Source organism: Vreelandella arctica (assembly GCF_037070215.1).
GTDB classification, from domain to species: Bacteria; Pseudomonadota; Gammaproteobacteria; order Pseudomonadales; family Halomonadaceae; genus Vreelandella; species Vreelandella arctica.
Map to the genome: position 1 here is coordinate 147987 of NZ_JBANSN010000007.1, position 20865 is coordinate 168851.

The window sequence follows — 20865 nt, forward strand, 5'->3', positions numbered from 1 at the left end:
CCACGAGGTGGGTTAACTAGGCATGGCTACTGGTAAGTTTGCCCCAAGCGTCACGCCGCCGCTACTTTTTGATTAAGCGTACTAAGTAGGTTTTCAAGCTGTTGAAAGCGTTTGTCGACGCTTTCCATTGATAATTCAAATCGTAAGGTGTCAGAGCCATCTAAACGATAGTGCTTTGGTGACGTCTGAATGAGGGTCACCAGGGTTAAGGGATCCACCTGGGTGCTGCTATTAAACAGTACTCTACCGCGGCTCTCGCCAGCCTCGATTTTGCTGATTCCCAGTTGCTCGGCACGGTGGCGCAGCTTGGTCTGGCGAATCAGGTTTTTCAACGGATTGGGCAGCAAGCCAAAGCGGTCAATTAGCTCAACCTGTAACTCTTTAAGTTCGCTATCGCTCTGGGTGTTGGCAATCCGCTTGTACATCACCAGGCGCTGCTGAACATCGTGAATATAATCACTTGGAATCAGCGCGGGCAGGTTGAGGTTGATTTCCACGCCGGTATTGAAGGGTGCATCAATATTGGGTGTTTTACCCGCACGAATGGCCTTCACTGCCCGGTCAAGCATCTCCATATAAAGTGTATAGCCAATGGTTTCCATCTGGCCGCTCTGTTCATCGCCCAGTAGCTCGCCTGCTCCGCGAATCTCCATGTCGTGGCTGGCCAGGGTGAAACCAGCACCTAGATCGTCCGAAGCGCTAATGGCTTCCAGGCGTTTGATGGCATCACGGGTCATCGCTTTAGGGGGCGGTGTCAGCAGGTAAGCATAGGCCTGGTGGTGGCTACGGCCAACACGGCCCCGCAACTGGTGAAGCTGTGCCAAGCCAAATTTATCGGCGCGTTCGATAATAATAGTATTGGCGCTAGGCACATCAATACCGGTTTCAATAATGGTCGAGCACACCAGCACGTTAAAACGGCGATGATAGAAATCCGACATGATGCGTTCGAGGCTGCGCTCAGGCAGTTGGCCGTGGGCAACCGCTACCCGCGCTTCAGGAATCAGCTCACGGATTTTTTCAGCACTGTTTTCGATGGTTTTGACTTCGTTATGCAGCACATACACCTGCCCGCCACGCAGTATCTCGCGTAGTAGGGCTTCTTTAATGATACTGGCATCGTGCTGCTGAACAAACGTTTTGACCGACAGCCGCCGTGCGGGCGGGGTGGCGATAATCGACAAATCGCGGATGCCGCTCATGGCCATATTTAGCGTGCGCGGAATAGGTGTCGCGGTCAGGGTCAAAATATCGACTTCTGCGCGCAGTGTTTTAAGTTTCTCTTTTTGCGCCACCCCAAAGCGGTGCTCCTCATCGATGATCAGCAAACCCATTTTGGGTAGCTCAACGCTTTTGGCGAGCAGCTTGTGGGTACCGATAACGATATCGGTTTGGCCGCTTTTAACACTCTCTAATGTTTGGGTAACCTCTTTGCCGCTGGTGAAGCGCGATATCAAGCCGATATTGACGGCAGTGTCGGCAAAACGGTCACGGAAATTTTCGAAGTGCTGGCGCGCCAATAGCGTGGTAGGCACCAGGACCACTACTTGGCGACCTGATTGCACGGCGATAAATGCAGCGCGCATGGCCACTTCGGTTTTGCCGAAGCCTACGTCCCCACATACCACGCGATCCATGGGCTGCGGCGACGTCATGTCGCTGATCACCGCTTCAATGGCTGCGTGCTGGTCGGGAGTCTCCTCGAATGGGAAGTTGCTCGCAAAGCGAACATACTCATCGCCTGGCGCTTCGTAGACCACGCCCTGTTGAGCTTCCCTGCGAGCGTAAACATCCAATAGTTCCGCGGCGGTATCGCGAATCTTCTCGGCGGCTTTGCGACGGGCTTTTTCCCACTGATCGGAACCCAGCTTATGCAGCGGCGCCAGTTCGTCACCGGCACCGCTGTAGCGGGAGATCATATGTAGGCTGTCGACCGGCACATAAAGTTTGGCGCCATCGGCGTAGGAAAGCGCCAAAAACTCGTTGGCCTGACCACCGGCCTCCAATGTTTCCAGCCCTATGTAGCGGCCAACGCCATGCGCCTGGTGAACCACTGGCGCGCCTTCGCGTAGTTCTGACAGATGGCGGACCGCAAGCTCGTTATCATCGGTAGCTTTTTCACGCCGCCTGCTCTGGCGTACCACATCGCCAAATAGCTCTGTCTCACTGATCACTGCAACGCTTGGGTTGTTCAGCCACAGGCCGCTGTCCACCAAGCCTTCGGTGATGGCATAGGTGTGATCGCTGGCTAGGAAGTCGTGAAAGCTATCGGTATGTGGGAGCGAAAGCTTAAGCGGGGCCAATATCTCTTCCAGCGCTTCGCGGCGGCCCCGTGATTCCGCTACAAACAGCACCCGGGTTTCGGCGTGAGACTTCAAAAACGCCGTAAGCTCGCCAAGTGGCTGCTTAGCGCGGGCATTAATCGACAGCGTAGGCAATGGTGCTGCTTCAGGCATATGCGCATGGCGTTGCTCGCTGTCTTCAGTTAGCTCTATGCGCGGGCGTGCTTTTATAGCCGAAAAAACATCACTGACCGGGAAAAACGCCCGGTGAGGTGGTAGCAGTGGCCGTGTAGGATCAACACCCAAGTTAACGTAGCGTGCATCAATAGACTGCCAGTGCTGTTCGGCCGCATTAAGCACACCAGGCAGTAGGGCGACCCGGGTGTCGTCGGTTAGGTGCTCAAACAGCGAAGCGGTCTGCTCAAAAAACAGCGGCAGATAGTGCTCAAGCCCCGGGGAGGGAATGCCCTTTAATGCATCGTTATAAAGCGGGCACTGGCGCGGGTCGACATCAAAGAGGGTTTCAAACTGCTCACGAAAGCAGGCGATGGCGCTACGGCTTAGCGAGTACTCGTGGGCGGGCAGCAACTCTAGCGACTCAAGTTTATCGGTTGAGCGCTGAGTGCCGGGGTCAAAGTGACGCAGTGTGTCGATCTCATCGTCAAACAGGTCGATGCGAATCGGTTCGTCCATGCCCATCGCAAAGAGGTCGATCAACGCGCCACGCATGGCGTATTCGCCGGGTTCATACACCGTTTCCACGGCGCGATAGCCCGCTCGCGAAAGCGATTCCCGGAACGTTTCGCGATTCAAACGCTCACCGGTTTTGAGCGTCATTACCCGCCCGGCGATGTACTCAACCGGCGGTAAGCGCTGCATCAGCGTATTGATCGGCACCAATACAATGCCGCGCACGCCATCTTGGAGCTGGCGCAGGGTACGTAGCCTCGCTGAGACAATGTCCTGGTGGGGCGAAAAGCTATCGTAGGGCAGCGTTTCCCAATCAGGGAAGGGTAATACGGGGACATCGCTATAAAAGTAAAGATCTTGTTCCAGGCGCTGCGCACTGGCCGTATTGGGGGTAATCACCAATAGCGGGGCGTGCTTGGCCACGCGTGAAAGAGCCAGAGCAGTCGCGCTGCCCGGTGGCGATGACCAGTAGAGCGTATCGCGAGTCCCTTGAGGCTGGGGCGGTTCGAGCAGAGAGAAAGTCGGCATAAGCAAGATATCGTTTTGCGGTGAAACGGAAAACAGATCATACACGATCACCCGTTTCAGTTAGAGTGCCGCGGCTTTAGGTAGCGGGTTAATCTGTTATGAAAGTGGTTTTGTAGTGAGATTGGCGTTTCTGTAATACCCCTACATGTTGTGCGACTATCCTTTCATTGCGACGACTGCGCTTGCCCCGGATAATAAACCGAATTATTAGTTTACGACCCCGTTTCCACTTCCTGTTTCCACTACCTGATGAGGCCGCCCGTGAGTCAGCAAGCGCTCGAAAACGTTTTTCAAGAATGGCAAGGCAACGAAGCCTTGGCGGAGCAGATGATCCCATTGGTAGGGCAGCTCTATCGTCAGAATAATGTTGTTGCCACCATGTTCGGACGCTCGCTCATCAAACGGTCAGTCATCCGTATTCTCAAAGACCACCGTTTTGTACGCAAACTGGAGGGAACTGAGCTCTCCGTTGAAGATACCTATCCGATTCTTAAAAGCATGGTTGAGTTAAACCTTGGCCCTGCGCATGTCGATGTGGGCAAGTTGGGGGTAATGTTTAAGCGCCAGGGCGGGGGCGATGTGGAAGCCTTTCTGCGCAAAGAACTGCACGAAATTATTGATGGTTATCAGCCAGGTGCCAGCACCGGTGAGCCACAAGATGTGGTGCTTTATGGTTTTGGCCGTATTGGTCGGTTATTGGCTCGGGTGATGGTTGAAAAAGCCGGTGGCGGCAACCTGCTACGCCTACGGGCTATTGTTGTACGTGGCCGTGGCGATGTGGCAAAGGACCTTGAAAAACGTGCCAGCCTGCTGCGCCGCGATTCCGTACACGGGCCGTTTGATGGCACCATCATGGTTGATGCAGAAGCGCGCACGCTAACCGTAAATGGCAATGTCATTCAGGTTATCTATGCCGATTCACCGAGTGAGATCGACTACACCACCTACGACATCAACAATGCCGTTATCGTTGATAATACCGGTATTTGGCGTGATGAAGAGGGCTTGGGCCAGCACTTGAAGTGCAAAGGTGCTGCCAAAGCGCTGCTGACCGCGCCGGGTAAAGGCGATATCAAAAATATCGTTTACGGTATTAATCACGAATCGATTGGCGATAACGATCTTATTGTTTCAGCTGCATCATGTACCACCAACGCGATCGTGCCGGTATTGAAGGTGCTTAACGATGAGTATGGTGTGGTAAACGGTCACGTTGAGACCGTGCATGCTTACACTAATGACCAAAACCTGATCGATAACTACCACAAAGGCGACCGTCGTGGCCGCAGCGCGGCGTTGAACATGGTGTTAACCGAGACGGGCGCGGCTAAAGCTGTCTCCAAAGCACTGCCTGAGCTTGAGGGTAAGCTAACCGGTAACGCAATTCGCGTGCCGATCCCCAATGTTTCCATGGCCATTCTTAACCTGACACTGGACAAAACGACTGATGCGGCTGCGCTAAACGACTACTTGCGTCGCATGTCGATTGATTCTGCTTATCAAAAGCAAATTGACTTCGTTGACTCGGCAGAAGTGGTCTCGTCGGACTTTGTAGGCAATCGTCATGCTGGCATTGTTGACGCCAAAGCGACTATCGCCAACGGTCATCATGCGGTTGTCTATATGTGGTACGACAACGAATTTGGCTATAGCTGCCAAGTCGTGCGTATTTTACAACAGATGTCTAATGTGCGGTTCTTAAAGCTGCCGCGCTAAATAGCTAAATAATAATATTGCTAAATTAGCTTCTCTGCGGGGGCTATCAAGCGAAATAATGATGCAGCGCCACCTTCGGGTGGCGTTTTTTTGTCTCTATGCCTTCCGTTTGCCAATGTATATAGCACTTTTGGAGATCATCAGGGATGTGGTCATTGGACGCGCTTATCTTTATAATACGATGGATTTTTCGGGGTGGTTCAAGTGCTGCTTGGGCCGGACTGGTAACAATCTGAGCAGAAAATAACAATTCGCTGAGCAGAAAATAAGCATTCGAACCCCATACCTTCGTATATCCGATCCAACAACTGGGCGAGACTATGATCGAAGTCAAAAAAGGCCTGGATCTCCCCATCGCGGGAGCGCCCGAGCAGCGTATTGAAGATGCGCGGCCTGTGCGCCACGTGGCAATCCTGGGTACCGACTACGTTGGCATGAAGCCGACGATGGAAGTTCAGGAAGGGGATAAGGTCAAACTAGGCCAATTGCTCTTCACCGACAAGAAAATTGATGGTGTGCGCTATACAGCGCCCGCTGCTGGTGAAGTGCTTGCAATAAACCGTGGCGAAAAACGTCGTTTACTATCTGTTGTGATCAAAGTCGACGAGACTGAGGAGGCGATTGAATTCGCTGCTCATGACCGTAATGCCTTAACGCAGCTTGAACGCCAGGTCGTTGTTGACCAACTGGTGGAGTCGGGACTCTGGACGGCGCTACGCACCCGTCCTTTCTCGCGTACACCGGCAATCGATAGCACTCCGACCGATATTTTTGTAACAGCCGTAGATACCCATCCTTTAAGCCCTGATCCTGCACTGATCATTAATGAGCAGCCGCAAGCATTTGAAGATGGCCTCAAGGTGTTAGCGCGCCTGACCGAGGGCAACGTCTTTCTTTGTACAGGGGAAAACGCCTCTATTCCGGGCGGTGAGGTGGAAGGCGTCAAAACCGAAAGCTTTGCCGGGCCGCACCCAGCCGGGCTAGTGGGTACCCATATTCATTACCTTTCTCCCGTCGCTCTGCACAAACAGGTGTGGCACATCGGCTATCAGGACGTTATCGCGTTCGGTAAGCTCTTTGTAGAAGGGAAACTGGATATGAGCCGCGTGGTTGCCATTGGTGGCCCGCGTGCTGAAAACCCTCGCTTGGTACGTACCCGTATCGGCGCTAGCACGGATGAACTCCTGGCAGAAGAAGTCATCAAACCCGATGACACCCGTGTCATTTCTGGTTCTGTATTTTCTGGCTTTACCGCGGAAGGCAAACTTACCTATCTGGGACGCTTTAGCAATCAGTTTAGTCTGATTGAAGAAGGTAATAAGCGCATCTTACTTGGGTGGCTATCACTGGGCGCAGATCGACATTCTGTCCTGGGGATCTATCTTTCCAGAATTAAAGGCTTGCGTAACTACGCACCCACCACATCAACCAATGGTTCAGAGCGCGCGATGGTGCCCGTTGGCTCATATGAAACGGTGATGCCGCTGGATATCATGCCAACTCAGTTACTGCGTTCGCTGATCGTGGGCGACATTGAGGTTGCCATGCAGCTTGGGTGTTTGGAGCTGGACGAAGAGGATCTGGCGCTGTGTACGTACGTTTGCCCCGGCAAATACGAATATGGCCCCATCCTGCGTGACAATCTCACCATGATCGAGAAAGAGGCCTGATGATGGGTATTCAACAAACACTCCAAAATATCGAGCCGCATTTCCACAAAGGCGGAAAGTACGAAAAGTTCTATCCGCTCTTTGAAGCGGTAGATACCATTTTTTATTCACCGCCAAGCGTTGCTAAAACCACCGCCCACGTGCGTGACGGTATCGACCTTAAACGCATCATGATTACCGTGTGGCTGTGTACCTTCCCAGCAATGTTCTTTGGTATGTGGAACGCGGGTTGGCAAGCAAACACGGCTATCGATGCAGGCTACGCATCAATGGGTGGCTGGCGCGAAGCAATTATGATGACATTGGCGTCAGGTCATGATGCCAGCAGCTTATGGGCTAACATTGTCCTCGGCGCGACTTACTTCTTGCCAATCTACTTAGTCACCTTTGTGGTGGGTGGTTTCTGGGAAGTGTTGTTTGCCATTAAGCGTGGTCACGAAGTTAACGAAGGGTTCTTCGTTACCTCAGTGCTATTTGCATTGATACTGCCCGCGACCATTCCGTTGTGGCAAGTTGCGCTGGGTATCACCTTTGGTGTGGTAATCGGCAAAGAGATCTTCGGTGGTACGGGTAAGAACTTCTTGAACCCCGCGCTGACTGGCCGTGCATTTCTTTATTTTGCCTACCCCGCGCAGATTTCCGGTGACGCTGTATGGGTTGCCGCTGACGGTTACACCGGTGCTACTGCACTCTCGCTGGCGTTCCAAGAGGGTATGGCCGCGTTAACGGATACTTTCAGCTGGTGGGACGCCTTCCTTGGCTTTGTTCCCGGTTCTGTGGGTGAGGTATCGACGCTTGCGATCTTTATTGGTGCTGCAGTGCTGCTGTGGACGCGGATTGCCTCGTGGCGAATCATGCTTGGCGTATTTTTGGGCATGGTGGCTACCAGCACACTCTTTAATCTCATCGGCTCCGACTCCAATGCGATGTTTGCCATGCCGTGGTACTGGCACCTGGTAATCGGTGGTTTCGCTTTCGGTATGGTGTTCATGGCCACTGACCCGGTGTCAGCATCGATGACCAACCAAGGCCGTTTGATATTTGGTGCGCTGATTGGTGTGATGACCGTATTGATTCGCGTTGTGAACCCGGCTTTCCCGGAAGGCATCATGTTGGCTATCTTATTTGCTAACCTGTTTGCACCGCTGATTGACCATTTCTTCGTCCAGGCCAACATCAAGCGTCGCGTTAAGCGAACCGGCGTACCGGCCGAGGAGACTGCCTAATGGCACAAGGTAACAACTCCATCAAGAAAGTCCTGATTGTGGCGTTTGCACTCTGTATCGTGTGCTCCGTCATTGTCTCGACTGCGGCGGTCGCACTGCGACCCGCCCAACAGCTCAACCAGGAGCTTGATCGTAAAACCAATATCTTGAACGTCGCCAAGCTGTATGAGCCTGGCATGGACGTTGAAGAGGTGTTTAGCGAAGAGATCACCGCTCGGGTCGTTGACCTGGATACCGGTGAGTATTCTGATGAGTTTGATCCTGATACCTACGATAGCTTTGAAGCTGCCCGTGACCCTGCGTCGGGTCGTACGCTATCCGGTGACCAGGACATCGCAGGTCTATCGCGGGTCGAAAACTACGCCACCGTATATTTGATTGGTGGCGAAGATGATCCGGAACAGATCGTACTCCCTATTCGTGGTCAAGGTCTGTGGGGCTTAATGCGCGGTTTCCTGGCAGTAGAGGGTGATGGCAATACGATCGTCAGTATCACCTACTATGAGCACAGTGAAACGCCAGGCCTGGGTGCTGAAGTAAACAATCCTCGCTGGCAGGCTCAGTGGGAAGGTAAAAAGATTTACGATGAAGAGGGCGACCTCTCACCGGAGATCCACCTGACCAAGGGCGGCGCTAGCGACGAATACGAAGTAGATGCGCTATCTGGCGCTACGCTTACCAGTAACGGCGTAACTAACATGCTGCAGTTCTGGTTAAGCGAAGAAGCTTTCGGTCCCTATTTGGCTAAATTCCGCAGTGGTACTGAGCCGGAAGACGCCGAAGAGACTGATACCAACTTCGAAGACGTTGAGGGGGCCTGATCATGGCGGACGTAAATGCAAAAGGCGTTTTAACCGCGCCGATTTTCCAGAACAACCCCATTGCGCTGCAAATCCTGGGGATCTGTTCGGCACTTGCGGTAACCACCAGTATGAGCGTATCGCTCGTTATGGCGCTGGCGGTTATTTTCGTAACGGCATTCTCTAATCTATTCGTATCGCTGATCAGGAATCATATTCCCTCTTCGATTCGTATCATCGTGCAGATGACCATCATTGCCTCGCTGGTAATCGTGGTAGATCAGATTTTGAAAGCGTATGCCTATGAGATGTCTAAGCAGCTTTCCGTATTCGTTGGCTTGATCATTACTAACTGTATCGTCATGGGACGTGCAGAAGGTTTTGCGATGTCCAACACGCCGGGCATGTCATTTTTAGACGGTGTTGGCAACGGCCTTGGGTATGGTTTCGTGCTTATGGTGGTTGGCTTCTTCCGTGAGCTACTCGGTTCAGGCAGCATCTTTGGTATCACTATCCTTCAGACCGTTCAAAATGGTGGTTGGTACGTTCCCAATGGCTTGCTGTTATTGCCGCCTTCAGCGTTCTTTATTATTGGTCTACTAATCTGGGTGATGCGTGCCGTTAACCCGGAACAGGTAGAAGATAATGAGTTCAAAATGAAGGAAAACACCAAGCCCAAGGAGGCCGTGTAACATGGAACATTATCTGAGTCTTTTTGTTGCTTCGGTGTTTGTTGAAAACATGGCGCTGGCTTTCTTTTTGGGGATGTGTACTTTCTTGGCAGTGTCCAAAAAAGTCTCCTCAGCGATTGGCCTGGGTATCGCGGTAATCGTTGTATTAACCGTAACGGTGCCGGTTAACAACTTAGTATTCACCTACTTGCTACAAGAAGGTGCGCTAACGTGGACTGGTATCAGTGGTGCTGAAAACATTGACCTGTCGTTCCTTGGGCTGCTCTCCTACATCGGTGTTATTGCTGCTCTCGTACAGATCATGGAGATGTTCCTTGATAAGTACGTGCCGTCGCTCTACAACGCGCTGGGTGTATTCCTGCCATTGATTACCGTTAACTGCGCCATCCTGGGTGGCGTACTGTTCATGGTAGAGCGTAGTTATAACTTTGGTGAGGCCGTGGTATATGGCTTTGGTGCAGGCACCGGCTGGGCGTTGGCCATTGCCGCCCTGGCGGGTATCCGTGAAAGGCTGAAGTACAGCGATGTGCCGAGTGGCCTTCAAGGGCTGGGCATTACTTTCATCACCGTGGGGCTAATGTCGTTGGGCTTTATGTCCTTCTCGGGCATTCAGCTTTAATCGGAGCCGGTTTTTCCCAGCGGTGTCAGACACCGCTGGGTAATAGAAACCTCCAGCAATAGGAAACCGACATGGTTGATACAACAGTCATCTTGCTCGGTGTTGTCATGTTCACGGTCATCGTTATTAGCTTAACGGCGATCATTCTGGCAGCGCGCAGCAAGCTTGTGAGTAGCGGGGACGTGACCATTGAGGTCAATGGCGACCCCGAACACACTTTGAAAACCCAGGCTGGTGGCAAGCTGCTTAATACACTTGCTGCTAACGGTATTTTTCTCTCTTCCGCCTGTGGTGGCGGTGGTTCTTGTGCCCAGTGTAAGTGCCGTGTAGAAGAGGGCGGTGGCTCTATTCTGCCCACGGAAGAGTCGCACTTCACTATGCGTGAGAAGAAAGAAGGCTGGCGCCTCTCTTGTCAGGTACCTGTGAAGCAGGACATGAAAGTCGAAGTGCCTGAAGAAGTGTTTGGGGTGAAGAAGTGGGAATGTGAAGTTATTGCCAATCCCAACGTTGCCACCTTTATCAAAGAGCTGAATCTGAAACTGCCTGAAGGCGAAGAAGTTGCCTTCCGCGCTGGTGGCTACGTTCAGCTCGTTGCTCCCCCTTATGATGTCAAATTCTCTGATTTTGATATTGAAGAGGAGTACCGGGGTGATTGGGAAAAATTTGATATGTTCAAAATTTCCCATAAGAACAACGAGGAAGTGATTCGCGCCTACTCCATGGCGAACTACCCAGATGAGAAGGGTATCCTCAAGTTCAACATCCGTATTGCGACGCCGCCTCCTGGCACTAATCATCCGCCCGGCCTGATGTCGACCTACGTCTTCAATCTTAAAGAAGGCGACAAGGTGACCGTAATGGGGCCGTTTGGTGAGTTCTTTGCTCGCGATACTGACGCCGAAATGATCTTTATCGGTGGTGGTGCGGGTATGGCGCCAATGCGTAGTCATATCTTTGATCAGTTGAAGCGCTTGAAGTCTGATCGCAAGATTACCTTCTGGTACGGTGCACGCTCTTGGCGTGAGACCTTCTATAACGAAGAGTATGACCAGTTAGCCGAAGAGTTCCCGAACTTCGAGTGGCACTTGGCGCTTTCTGATCCACAGCCGGAAGATAACTGGGAAGGGCCGACAGGCTTTATCCATAACGTACTGTACGAAAACTATCTGAAGAACCATCCGGCACCTGAAGATTGCGAGTACTACATGTGTGGTCCGCCGATGATGAACGCCTCGGTAATTAAGCTACTGCTTGATATGGGCGTTGAACCAGAAAATATCCTATTGGATGATTTCGGTGGCTAATCAATCTTCATAATCGCAATGGGTTATGAAGCGAGATTACTGCGGTAACAATGAACGGGGCTGGCCTTTTGGTCAGCCCCGTTTGTGTTACTGATAGGTATTGTTAATGAGAAGTGCGCCGCGCTGATAACAACAGCCCACTGAGGTACAATAGGCTTAACAAACAAAGATTGTGAGGCACTAATCGGCCTGAATGCTGTAGATAGAGGTGATGGCCGGTTAGGTCAATAATAGAAAGCTAAGCAGTGACATGCTGGGAGGTTAATATGGCGATTTGGTTACTGGTATTCGGCTTTATGGCACTGATTATGGGTGTCATGGCCGTGGGTGTCATCATGGGTCGTAAACCTATTGCAGGTTCATGCGGTGGTTTGAATCAAATAGGCATGAAAGACGGCTGTGATATTTGTGGCGGTAAAGACGAAGTGTGCGAAGAAGAGAACCGCAAGCGTGGCAGCGAGCGGCGCCGTAGTGACGAAAGTCGCGGCGCTGACCTAGGCTATGACGCCACCCGTCGTTAATAAGCCATATAGATAACGAAGAGGCGCATGTTCATGTGAACTGCGCCTTCTTAACGTTTATGCCACAAGTGCCTGTTTGTCTTGGACTGTTTGCCTGGGACTATCAGCCTTGGATCGTTTGTCGGCGATAGTTTGACGAGAATGGGTTAACCCGAATAGGAAGGAGACGCAGAGAGTATGGCGGTTCACAATTACGATGTCGTGGTAATCGGTACAGGGCCTGCGGGTGAAAGCGCTGCCATTAACGCTGCCAAGCATGGCAAACGGGTAGCGATTATTGAAAAGCAGGCTCAAGTAGGCGGTAACTGTACTCACTGGGGCACCATTCCCTCCAAAGCGTTGCGCCATCAGGTCAAGCAGATCATGGCGTTCAACACAAACCGCATGTTCCGCGATATCGGTGAGCCGCGCTGGTTCTCCTTTCCGAAAGTGATGGAGCGTTCACGTGGCACCATCGACAAGCAGGTAGAGATGCGCACGACATTTTATGCGCGTAACCGGATTGACCTCTTCCACGGTGTTGCCCGCTTTAAAGATGAACATACGTTGATAGTTCATGACCGCCAAGAAGGCATGGAAGAGCTGGTGGCCAAAAAAATCGTCATTGCTACCGGTTCACGTCCCTATCGCCCGGCGGACATTAACTTTCGGCATCCGCGCATTTACTGCTCCGATACCATTTTGAGCCTTTCGCATACGCCACGTACCCTAGTGATTTTCGGGGCAGGGGTAATCGGTTGTGAGTACGCGTCAATCTTTTCTGGGTTAGGCGTCAAGGTTGATTTAATCAATAACCGTGACAGCCTACTGTCATTCCTGGACGATGAAATCAGCGATGCGCTCTCCTATCACTTGCGTAAGCACGGTGTGTTGGTTCGCCATAATGAAGAGTATGAGAGTGTTGAGGGCGATGAATCAGGCGTCGTCGTGCGCCTCAAGTCAGGCAAGAAAATCCGCGCGGATGCGTTTTTATGGGCCAACGGTCGTACGGGTAATACCGATAGCCTTGGGCTTGAAAACATTGGCTTGAATGCCAATGGGCGGGGCCAGCTCAGTGTTGATGAGCACTACCGCACCGAGGTGCCCCATATTTATGCAGCAGGCGATGTTATCGGTTGGCCAAGTTTGGCGAGTGCCGCCTACGATCAAGGCCTTAATTCATGCAACGAGCTGCTCGATAAAGAGTATCGCTTTGTCAGTGATGTTCCCACCGGGATTTATACCATCCCCGAAATTAGCTCGTTTGGCCCGAATGAGCGTGAGTTAACCGAAGCAAAAGTGCCCTACGAAGTAGGCAAAGCCTTTTTCAAAGATACTGCCCGAGCACAGATTACCGGTGATACCGTGGGGATGCTTAAAATACTTTTCCACCAGGACACCCTGGAAATACTCGGGATTCACTGTTTTGGCGATCAGGCGTCTGAGATTCTGCATATCGGCCAAGCGATCATGCAACAGAAGGGCGACGCCAATACGCTAAAGTATTTCGTTAACACTACTTTCAATTATCCCACCATGGCAGAAGCGTATCGGGTGGCCGCTCAAAATGGCTTGAATCGTGTTTTTTAACCTCAGCTTTCATTTCTTTCTAGTTTGGTAATACGCTGTTAGCTGATGAGAGAATGGCTGTAGTTTTTTGCTTTTTCAGCGTTTTCTGAAGCCTTGGCGATGGGTGGTAACAAGCTTTCAACACGGTTACGACCCAGCGACTTGGCTTGGTAGAGCGCTTTATCAGCAAATGAATACAGCTGCTCAAACGTAAGTGAGCCGTCATAACCCGTCGTTACGCCAATGCTAATGGTCGGGTTGGCATGTAAACTTAGGTCACCCAGCTCGCTAACTTCAATTTCTCGGCGCAGCCGATCCGCCACCTGTAGTGCATCATGGGTGGATGTGTTGGGCATTAACAAACAAAATTCTTCGCCACCAATTCTCGCTAATGTATCGGAGGGGCGACTTAGTTGACGCAGTTTTTTGCTGACCTGGCGTAGCACCTCATCGCCAGTAGGATGCCCATAGGTGTCGTTTATTTGCTTGAAGTGATCTAGATCTAACAACAGCAGGCTAAGCGGCGTTTTATCACGCTGCGCTTGAGTCAGCACTGCGAAGGCTACATTGACCAAATGGCGCCGGTTATACAGCCCAGTTAATTCATCGGTGAGCATTAACTGATGCATTACGTTGCGTTGTCGGTGTAGATGGATAACCGCCATGCAAAGCGTAATTGCCGCGCCGATTATGACTACCAGTAGCACATTGATAGCAATTGAGAGCCGCTGCATCACCAAGCTTTGTTGCGAGGATATTGTGTAGACTTCTTCCAATAGTTGGTCATAAAGCCATGCCAGGGAGCCGCCAACATTCATTGCACCACGCTGCAACGGTTCAATTAGCTCTGGATGCTGATGGACTTCACGGGCCTGCTGGTTCAGGTCAGAAAGACGATTATCAAGCTCGCTAAAATGATTAATAAGGTAGTTAACGTTAGAAGTGAGAAAGCGATTTTGCTCAATGTTGCTCTGTATGCTATTTAAATGCTGCTTGGAAGTTGAAATGAAGTGATCAATGTATTCAATATGTTCGTTGTTAGGCTGACGACTATTTCCTTCTTCCAACGCTTCTCGTAATTGAGGTGTCGCTTGCTGGGCCAGCATAATATCACTCACCAGTTTGGTGTAGTTGGCACTGGCTTTTTGACAAGTGTTGTATACATAGCTGCCCATGATTGCCGACAAGGTGCAGAAGATGACGGCGAAAAGGAATGCCAAACATCCGCGAGGCTGGCGCAAATGATGAAGAATCGTCATGACGCAATCAACGAGCTGTTAGTGATGACGTCTCTCTTTGCAAAATGTCGCAAACGAGCCAGCTCGTATAGTAAATATACACAACCATTAACAGAGCACTTACGTTTCAAAGGACAGTTCTGCATGGCACCTCTCCCGTCAATGGTTAGGTAGTCCAATGAACAACTTGAAGGCTTATCCTTATGTAACTTAAGCACTCACTCGCAAGGTATGCTATCCAACAACTTTACTAATCGCAGGATCATACTTGTGCTCGTTATTATTAGTAAATTTTATAGGTCTTTGATATTTATTGTGTATTCATGCTTTCTATGGCTAAGCGGGCTTTTTCCTGCCAGCTACCTGTCAGCGAGGCGGCCTGTTCCAACGCTTTTCGAGCAGCGACGGGTTCTTCTTGCTGAAGCAGTAAAAGGCCTAGATTTAGCCAGGCAGCGCCCATTTTTTCATCAAGCTTCGTTGCTCGTTCAAAGGCGTTGCGAGCTTTCTCTGGTTGTTGGTCAGCGTACAGCGCGTTGCCTAGCGCAAATTGTCCGATAGCATTGGTAGGGTGGTGCTCGATAAATGCTTGCCAGCTTGATAATGCAGCCTGGGGGCCGTTCGTTTCTTCGTAGGCACTGATGGCTTCAAGGGCATTACGGGCGGTGATACCCGCAGGTAGCGTGCCGGGCTCGGCAACGACAAATCCCCAGCGTTCAGTGCGCGCCCAGGTGGCGTCGAAACGGCTAAACGACATCGTATGGCGTTCAATTTCGCCACTGCGCAGAATAAGCGTTTCACTAGGCAGGTCGTAGCCAATGGCCACCGCGTAGTGCCACATCGGGTAGATAGGGAGTGATAAGTTTTGCATCACCACCACCGGATCGCCTGCTGCCAGATGGCCTAACAGCGCATCCATGGTGCCTCGAATGGGATAAGCGAGTTGATCATAGCGTCGCACAGTCGCCAGCATTTCTGGCTGTACGCTGCCGTCGCGTTCAGGCAAGAACACCTGGGGGATCAGTTGCTCAACGTCTGTTTCGACATCCTGATGGTTGAGAACCATCGCCAGCGTGGCAGGGCCGCACTGAAACTCCGTTTGGGCGTAAAACGGTACGCTGGTGATTTCTGCATGGGGCGGAAGCGCTTGATAGGTACTTTGTAGCAGTACCGGGTTTCGTGCGCAGCCGCTCAGCAGTAGCAACATAATAAAAACGCCCGCGAAGCGGGCGTTAGAAAACGTGTTATTCAAAAACACGCTATTCAAAGACTTAGGGGTCATGAGCTGCCTATCAACGCGTAAACGGATAAACGTCGGTCAGGCCGAGAATATCGGTAATCAACAGAATGATAAAGACGGCAAAGAGGGCACCGATAACGCCACCACCGGCACCGGCAGGCATCATCTCGAGCTGGTCAGCCATTTGCTTTGCTTCAGAATCGCTTAAGGCAGCAACGCGGGCATCTACTTCGTTCAGGTCAACACCCTGTTTTAGCAGTTGATCCTGCACATCGGCGCGGGCCAGGACCTCGTTAATACGCTCACGGTCAGCGCCAGCACGATCAGCTGACAAAACAGATTGGGTAGAGACTAAATCAATGGATTGAGGCGCAGTGGGAGCTGCTGCAACGGGTAGGCTGGTAATAACAAGCGCCGCAATCAGGAGGGTGGAGAGGTATGCACGCAATGTTTTCATCGTCTTCTTCCTTATAGACTAGTCGGGGGGTGTGGAGTGAGTATAGAAACAATTGGTTCAATTTTTAAGTCTAATGTGCAAAGTACTAATTATTTGCACTAATGCGATAGGTCCAGGCGGATTCAGAAAGCAGCCCACGACCACCGGCCATGGTCATTGCCAAATCATTTAGGCCTGGCCACAGCGGTATTGTTGCAGCGCCTTTAACGGCTAAATCGAGCCGCTGTGCCATTAACAGCAATTTATGCAGGCGCTTCATTGGCAGGCGGCCAATCGCTTTTTGATAGGCCGGACGTCGCTTATCAAAAATCATCGGCTTTTGGCTTTTGCAGGCATGTTCAAAGCTTTGCCCTTGATCCAGATGCTGATGCAGCGAGAGGAGAGTGCGCAGCTCCCGGGTCAGTGACCAAAGCACGATGGGGGCCTCGACCCCTTCACTACGCAATCCATTGACGATACGCGATGCGCGGCTAGGTTCGCCTTTTAGGCAGGCATCGGCCAAATTGAAAACATCGAAGCGTGTGCTGTCTTCAACGCCTTGGGCAATGCTTTCCACATTCAAGCGCGTGCCCTGCGGGTGAATCAGCGCTAGTTTCTGCAGCTCCTGGTCGGCGGCCAGTAGGTTACCCTCTGTGCGCTCACCCAGCAGGCGAGCTGCATCAAGGTCAATTTGTAAGCCGTGGAGTGAAGCGCGATCCCTCAGCCAGTAACCCAACCGGGAAACATCGACAGGCCAGACCGGTACGAATAACCCTTGCTTATCCAGCGTTTTGAACCATGCACTTTTCTGCTGCTTGGCGTCTAATTTGCCCATACTGATAAGCAAGATATCATCGCTGTTATCCAGTGTTTCGGCATACTGCGCTAGTGCTTTACTGCCTTCTTGCCCTAGCTTGTGATTGCCCAAACGCAATTCCATGAGCTTGCTGGTCGCAAACAATGAGAGGTTGCTGGACATCTCCATCAACCGACCCCAAGCAAAGTTGGGCTCTACATCGAGTACTTCACGCTCTTCAACGCCTGCTTGGCGAGCTGCTTTCCTTACAGCATCGCAGGCATCGCGATGTTGTAAGGGCTCATCCCCCGCCACGATAACCACGCGGGGCAGCTTTTTTGCTAACGCAGCGGGTAGCTGATCAGCAAATACCTTCACTGCATGCCCTCAATGTAAGCAAGGCGTTCGATGATTTGCTGAGACAATTGTCGAGCAAGCGTTTGCTCGGCTTCCATCATCAGCGTTTCACGGTTAAGGAGATCATCGTCGCTAACGCGAATACGCGTGCTCGTCGTCAGGGTCGCGTTATTGAGGTGATAGGCATTGGATGCCCGCTCTTGTACCGAAAGCGAAGTGCTCAGTGTCAGCTCATGTTCACGACTTGCGCGGCCATCACCACCCAATCGCCGCTCAATTAACGCAGGCGTACCCAGGGTGACCCGCCATGGGGCATCAGCCGTTACCTGAGTGCCTAACTGTTGAAGGCGCGCAGCGACCTGTTGGGCAACGGCACTGTTGGTGTCGCCCTCTAGGGAAAGGGGAGGCAGCGTGGGCAGTGATTCAGTACCCCGTAGCTGAAACCCGCAGGCGCTAAGCAGCACCGCCGCTGAGGCGGCGATGCTGGCGGTTAAAAATGTGCGTCGATTCATCCGCTCACCACGATGTTGACCAATTTGCCGGGCACCACGATCACTTTACGCACGGTGTTACCTTCAAGATAGCGCTGCACGTTTTCGTGTTCCATGGCGAGTTTTTCGATCGATGCCTTATCGGCGCTTGCGGGCACCTCAAGACGGGCACGCAGTTTACCGTTGACCTGCACCACCAGCTCAATGCTATCGCGGGTTAGGGCCGTTTCATCCACGGCAGGCCAAGTCGCTTCAATGGCCGGGCCCGTATGGCCCAGTGCTTCCCATAGGCTGTGGCACAGGTGCGGGGTAATCGGCGAGAGCAGTAATACACCGGCTTCCAACGCTTCACGGCTAACCGCGAGACCCAGTTCAGACGTGTCGTCGAACTTGCCGATCGCGTTGGAGAGCTCCATGACGGCCGCGATCGCCGTATTGAAGGTGGTGCGGCGGCCAATGTCGTCGCTGGCCTTCTTGATGGTCTCGTGAGTTTTACGCCGCAGTGCCTTCTGGTCATCATTGAGCGCGTCAATGTTGAGCGGCCCAGGCGTACCAGCCGCCAAATGCTCATTGACCTGACGCCATAGGCGCTTCAAGAAACGGTGAGCACCCTCTACGCCGGAATCCGACCACTCCAACGACTGCTCGGGCGGTGCGGCAAACATCATAAACAGGCGCACGGTATCGGCGCCGAACTTGTCGATCATCGACTGCGGGTCAACGCCGTTGTTTTTCGACTTGGACATCTTCTCAATGCCGCCCATCTCCACAGGCTCGCCGTCGCTCATTAATATAGCGCTCAGCGGGCGGCCTTTCTCGTCGCGTTTCACTTCCACATCAGCGGGGTTAAACCACTGCTTGCCGCCGTTATCGGTAGGGCGGTAGAAGGTTTCCGCGATGACCATGCCCTGGGTCAGCAGCTGCTGGAAGGGTTCGTCGGAATCCACCAAGCCAAAGTCACGCATCAGCTTGTGGAAGAAACGGGCATACAGCAGGTGGAGAATGGCGTGCTCGATACCACCAATATAGAGATCGACCGGCAGCCAATAGTTGGCGCGCTCGTCCAGCATCGCCTCGGTGTTATCGGCACAGCAGAAGCGCGCGTAGTACCAGGACGACTCCATGAAGGTGTCGAAGGTGTCGGTTTCACGGGTCCAGCCATCGCCCAGGTCAGAGAACGCGGGCATTTTCTTCAGCGGCGAGCCCGAAGCATCGACGGTGACTTCCATCGGCAGGGACACCGGCAGTTCGTCATCGGTCAGCGGTACGGTTTGACCCTCCGGGCCGTATTTGACCGGAATCGGCGCGCCCCAGTAGCGTTGACGGGCAACGCCCCAATCGCGCAGGCGGTAGTTGGTTTTGACTTCACCACGGCCAAGCTCGGCCAATTTGGCAGCAATGGCATCAAAGGCCTGTTCAAAACCGAGCCCATCAAACTCACCTGAATTCACTACCGTGCCGTATTCGGCGTAGGCGGCTTCAGAAACATCGGCGGGTTGGCCGCTTTCGTCGGCGATAACTGGTTTGATCGCAATGCCATACTTGGTGGCAAACTCCCAGTCACGCTGGTCGTGGCCGGGCACCGCCATCACCGCGCCGGTGCCAAATTCCATCAACACGAAATTAGCCACATAAACCGGCACTTCATCGCCCGTGAGCGGGTGAACCGCCCTATGGCCGGTGAGCATGCCTTTTTTCTCTTTGGTGGCCATTTCAGCTTCTGAGGTGCCGCCTTTGGCGCACTCATCGCAGAAGGCTGCCAGCTCACTGTTCTGCTCAGCCGCCTGCTTGGCCAGCGGGTGGCCTGCCGCAACCGCCACATAGGTCACGCCTAGCAGCGTATCCGGGCGCGTGGTGTACACCGCTAACGGATCGCAGGTGCTGCCGTCTTTCGCCTTGATATCGGAGCCTTCAGCGGTCTTGATATCAAAGCTGAGCTCAACGCCACGGGATTTACCAATCCAATTGCGCTGCATGGTTTTGACCTGCTCCGGCCACTCAACCTTATCCAAATCGGCCAGCAGTTCATCGGCGTAGTCGGTAATCTTCAAGAACCAAAGCGGGATCTCTTTGCGCTCAACCAATGCGCCAGAACGCCAGCCGCGGCCATCGATAACCTGCTCATTGGCGAGAACGGTTTGATCCACCGGGTCCCAGTTGACCGTCGACATCTTCTTATACACCAGGCCTTTTTCGACCAGCTTGGTGAAGAACCACTGCTCCCAGCGGTAGTAGCTGGTATCGCAGGTGGCGAATTCGCGGCTCCAGTCGTAGGCAAAGCCCAGTGCCTTCAACTGATTGCGCATGTAGTCGATGTTTTGATACGTCCACTTGGCGGGCGGCACCTGGTTCTGTATCGCCGCATTTTCTGCGGGCATACCGAAGGCATCCCAGCCCATGGGCTGCATGACATTTTTGCCCTGCATACGCTGGTAACGCGAGACAACGTCGCCGATAGTATAGTTACGCACATGGCCCATGTGCAGCTTGCCGCTGGGGTAGGGGAACATGGAGAGGCAGTAGTACTTCTCGCGGTTCGCGTCCTCTACGGCTTTGAAGCACTGATGTTTGTCCCAGTACTGCTGGGCGTCGCGTTCGATATCACGAGGGCTGTAGTGTGCGTCCATCGGTTTATTAATGCCTTGGCGTATTCGCCCAAAAGGGGCGCAAAGTGAATGTGAGATGACATCTGTCAGATAAGTGAGGTCGATTGT

16 protein-coding genes are annotated in these 20865 nt (G+C 52.5%); 9 read left to right on the top strand and 7 right to left on the bottom strand.

Annotation, left to right across the window (positions count from 1 at the left end):
- Window positions 1-50: 50 nt before the first annotated feature.
- Window positions 51-3500 (bottom strand): transcription-repair coupling factor, encoded by a 3450-nt coding sequence (mfd, locus tag V8L70_RS08755; protein ID WP_198556009.1) that lies wholly within the window; start codon window positions 3498-3500, stop codon window positions 51-53.
- Between the two features lie 261 nt (window positions 3501-3761).
- Here mfd and V8L70_RS08760 point away from each other — a divergent pair, with 261 nt between their 5' ends.
- The 9 genes from V8L70_RS08760 to sthA all read left to right on the top strand — a co-directional run bounded on the left by V8L70_RS08760 (window position 3762) and on the right by sthA (window position 13617).
- The gene (locus V8L70_RS08760; protein WP_035586224.1) at window positions 3762-5216 is read left to right on the top strand and encodes a glyceraldehyde-3-phosphate dehydrogenase; all 1455 of its coding nucleotides are present in this window, start codon (window positions 3762-3764) and stop codon (window positions 5214-5216) included.
- Between the two features lie 320 nt (window positions 5217-5536).
- On the top strand, window positions 5537-6886 hold the full coding sequence (locus V8L70_RS08765) for a Na(+)-translocating NADH-quinone reductase subunit A (protein ID WP_101145748.1): 1350 nt from the start codon (window positions 5537-5539) through the stop codon (window positions 6884-6886).
- Window positions 6886-8112, top strand: a complete 1227-nt coding sequence (locus V8L70_RS08770) for an NADH:ubiquinone reductase (Na(+)-transporting) subunit B (protein WP_101145749.1) — start codon at window positions 6886-6888, stop codon at window positions 8110-8112. Before V8L70_RS08765 ends, V8L70_RS08770 begins: the two co-directional genes overlap by 1 nt.
- Window positions 8112-8933: a Na(+)-translocating NADH-quinone reductase subunit C gene (locus V8L70_RS08775; RefSeq protein ID WP_101145750.1), complete on the top strand. Its 822-nt coding sequence runs from the start codon at window positions 8112-8114 to the stop codon at window positions 8931-8933. Before V8L70_RS08770 ends, V8L70_RS08775 begins: the two co-directional genes overlap by 1 nt.
- A 2-nt stretch (window positions 8934-8935) precedes the next feature.
- On the top strand, window positions 8936-9604 hold the full coding sequence (locus V8L70_RS08780; protein WP_101145751.1) for an NADH:ubiquinone reductase (Na(+)-transporting) subunit D: 669 nt from the start codon (window positions 8936-8938) through the stop codon (window positions 9602-9604).
- Window position 9605: 1 nt separating this feature from the next.
- Entirely contained in the window at window positions 9606-10223 is a 618-nt protein-coding gene (nqrE, locus tag V8L70_RS08785; RefSeq protein WP_008956590.1) for an NADH:ubiquinone reductase (Na(+)-transporting) subunit E, read from the top strand.
- A gap of 71 nt (window positions 10224-10294) precedes the next feature.
- Window positions 10295-11527, top strand: a complete 1233-nt coding sequence (gene nqrF, locus V8L70_RS08790) for an NADH:ubiquinone reductase (Na(+)-transporting) subunit F (RefSeq protein WP_008956589.1) — start codon at window positions 10295-10297, stop codon at window positions 11525-11527.
- Window positions 11528-11793: 266 nt separating this feature from the next.
- Window positions 11794-12048, top strand: a complete 255-nt coding sequence (gene nqrM, locus V8L70_RS08795) for a (Na+)-NQR maturation NqrM (RefSeq protein ID WP_008956588.1) — start codon at window positions 11794-11796, stop codon at window positions 12046-12048.
- 177 nt (window positions 12049-12225) lie between these two features.
- Window positions 12226-13617, top strand: a complete 1392-nt coding sequence (gene sthA, locus V8L70_RS08800; RefSeq protein ID WP_008956587.1) for a Si-specific NAD(P)(+) transhydrogenase — start codon at window positions 12226-12228, stop codon at window positions 13615-13617.
- Window positions 13618-13655: 38 nt separating this feature from the next.
- Here sthA and V8L70_RS08805 read toward each other — a convergent pair whose 3' ends face one another.
- The 6 genes from V8L70_RS08805 to leuS all read right to left on the bottom strand — a co-directional run bounded on the left by V8L70_RS08805 (window position 13656) and on the right by leuS (window position 20778).
- A complete protein-coding gene (locus tag V8L70_RS08805) occupies window positions 13656-14855 on the bottom strand; it encodes a GGDEF domain-containing protein (RefSeq protein WP_101145752.1) in 1200 nt (399 codons plus the stop codon).
- A gap of 289 nt (window positions 14856-15144) precedes the next feature.
- The gene (locus V8L70_RS08810) at window positions 15145-16113 is read right to left on the bottom strand and encodes a PA2778 family cysteine peptidase (RefSeq protein WP_101145753.1); all 969 of its coding nucleotides are present in this window, start codon (window positions 16111-16113) and stop codon (window positions 15145-15147) included.
- 10 nt (window positions 16114-16123) lie between these two features.
- Window positions 16124-16528 carry a PA2779 family protein gene (locus V8L70_RS08815; RefSeq protein WP_008956584.1) on the bottom strand — a complete coding sequence of 135 codons (405 nt, stop codon included), beginning with the start codon at window positions 16526-16528 and terminating at the stop codon, window positions 16124-16126.
- 85 nt (window positions 16529-16613) lie between these two features.
- Complete coding sequence (holA, locus tag V8L70_RS08820) at window positions 16614-17681, bottom strand: DNA polymerase III subunit delta (protein ID WP_101145754.1); 1068 nt, start codon at window positions 17679-17681, stop codon at window positions 16614-16616.
- Entirely contained in the window at window positions 17678-18172 is a 495-nt protein-coding gene (locus V8L70_RS08825) for an LPS-assembly lipoprotein LptE (RefSeq protein ID WP_008956582.1), read from the bottom strand. Before V8L70_RS08825 ends, holA begins: the two co-directional genes overlap by 4 nt.
- Window positions 18169-20778 (bottom strand): leucine--tRNA ligase, encoded by a 2610-nt coding sequence (gene leuS / locus V8L70_RS08830; RefSeq protein WP_101145755.1) that lies wholly within the window; start codon window positions 20776-20778, stop codon window positions 18169-18171. Before leuS ends, V8L70_RS08825 begins: the two co-directional genes overlap by 4 nt.
- Window positions 20779-20865: the final 87 nt, after the last annotated feature.

Excerpts from the sequence above, each read along its gene's own strand:
- mfd (WP_198556009.1), bottom strand. The coding sequence starts at position 3,500 with ATGCCGACTTTCTCTCTGCTCGAACCGCCCCAGCCTCAAGGGACTCGC.
- V8L70_RS08765 (WP_101145748.1), top strand. The coding sequence starts at position 5,537 with ATGATCGAAGTCAAAAAAGGCCTGGATCTCCCCATCGCGGGAGCGCCC.
- V8L70_RS08770 (WP_101145749.1), top strand. The coding sequence starts at position 6,886 with ATGATGGGTATTCAACAAACACTCCAAAATATCGAGCCGCATTTCCAC.
- V8L70_RS08775 (WP_101145750.1), top strand. The coding sequence starts at position 8,112 with ATGGCACAAGGTAACAACTCCATCAAGAAAGTCCTGATTGTGGCGTTT.
- V8L70_RS08780 (WP_101145751.1), top strand. The coding sequence starts at position 8,936 with ATGGCGGACGTAAATGCAAAAGGCGTTTTAACCGCGCCGATTTTCCAG.
- nqrE (WP_008956590.1), top strand. The coding sequence starts at position 9,606 with ATGGAACATTATCTGAGTCTTTTTGTTGCTTCGGTGTTTGTTGAAAAC.
- nqrF (WP_008956589.1), top strand. The coding sequence starts at position 10,295 with ATGGTTGATACAACAGTCATCTTGCTCGGTGTTGTCATGTTCACGGTC.
- nqrM (WP_008956588.1), top strand. The coding sequence starts at position 11,794 with ATGGCGATTTGGTTACTGGTATTCGGCTTTATGGCACTGATTATGGGT.
- sthA (WP_008956587.1), top strand. The coding sequence starts at position 12,226 with ATGGCGGTTCACAATTACGATGTCGTGGTAATCGGTACAGGGCCTGCG.
- V8L70_RS08805 (WP_101145752.1), bottom strand. The coding sequence starts at position 14,855 with ATGACGATTCTTCATCATTTGCGCCAGCCTCGCGGATGTTTGGCATTC.
- V8L70_RS08810 (WP_101145753.1), bottom strand. The coding sequence starts at position 16,113 with ATGACCCCTAAGTCTTTGAATAGCGTGTTTTTGAATAACACGTTTTCT.
- V8L70_RS08815 (WP_008956584.1), bottom strand. The coding sequence starts at position 16,528 with ATGAAAACATTGCGTGCATACCTCTCCACCCTCCTGATTGCGGCGCTT.
- V8L70_RS08825 (WP_008956582.1), bottom strand. The coding sequence starts at position 18,172 with ATGAATCGACGCACATTTTTAACCGCCAGCATCGCCGCCTCAGCGGCG.
- leuS (WP_101145755.1), bottom strand. The coding sequence starts at position 20,778 with ATGGACGCACACTACAGCCCTCGTGATATCGAACGCGACGCCCAGCAG.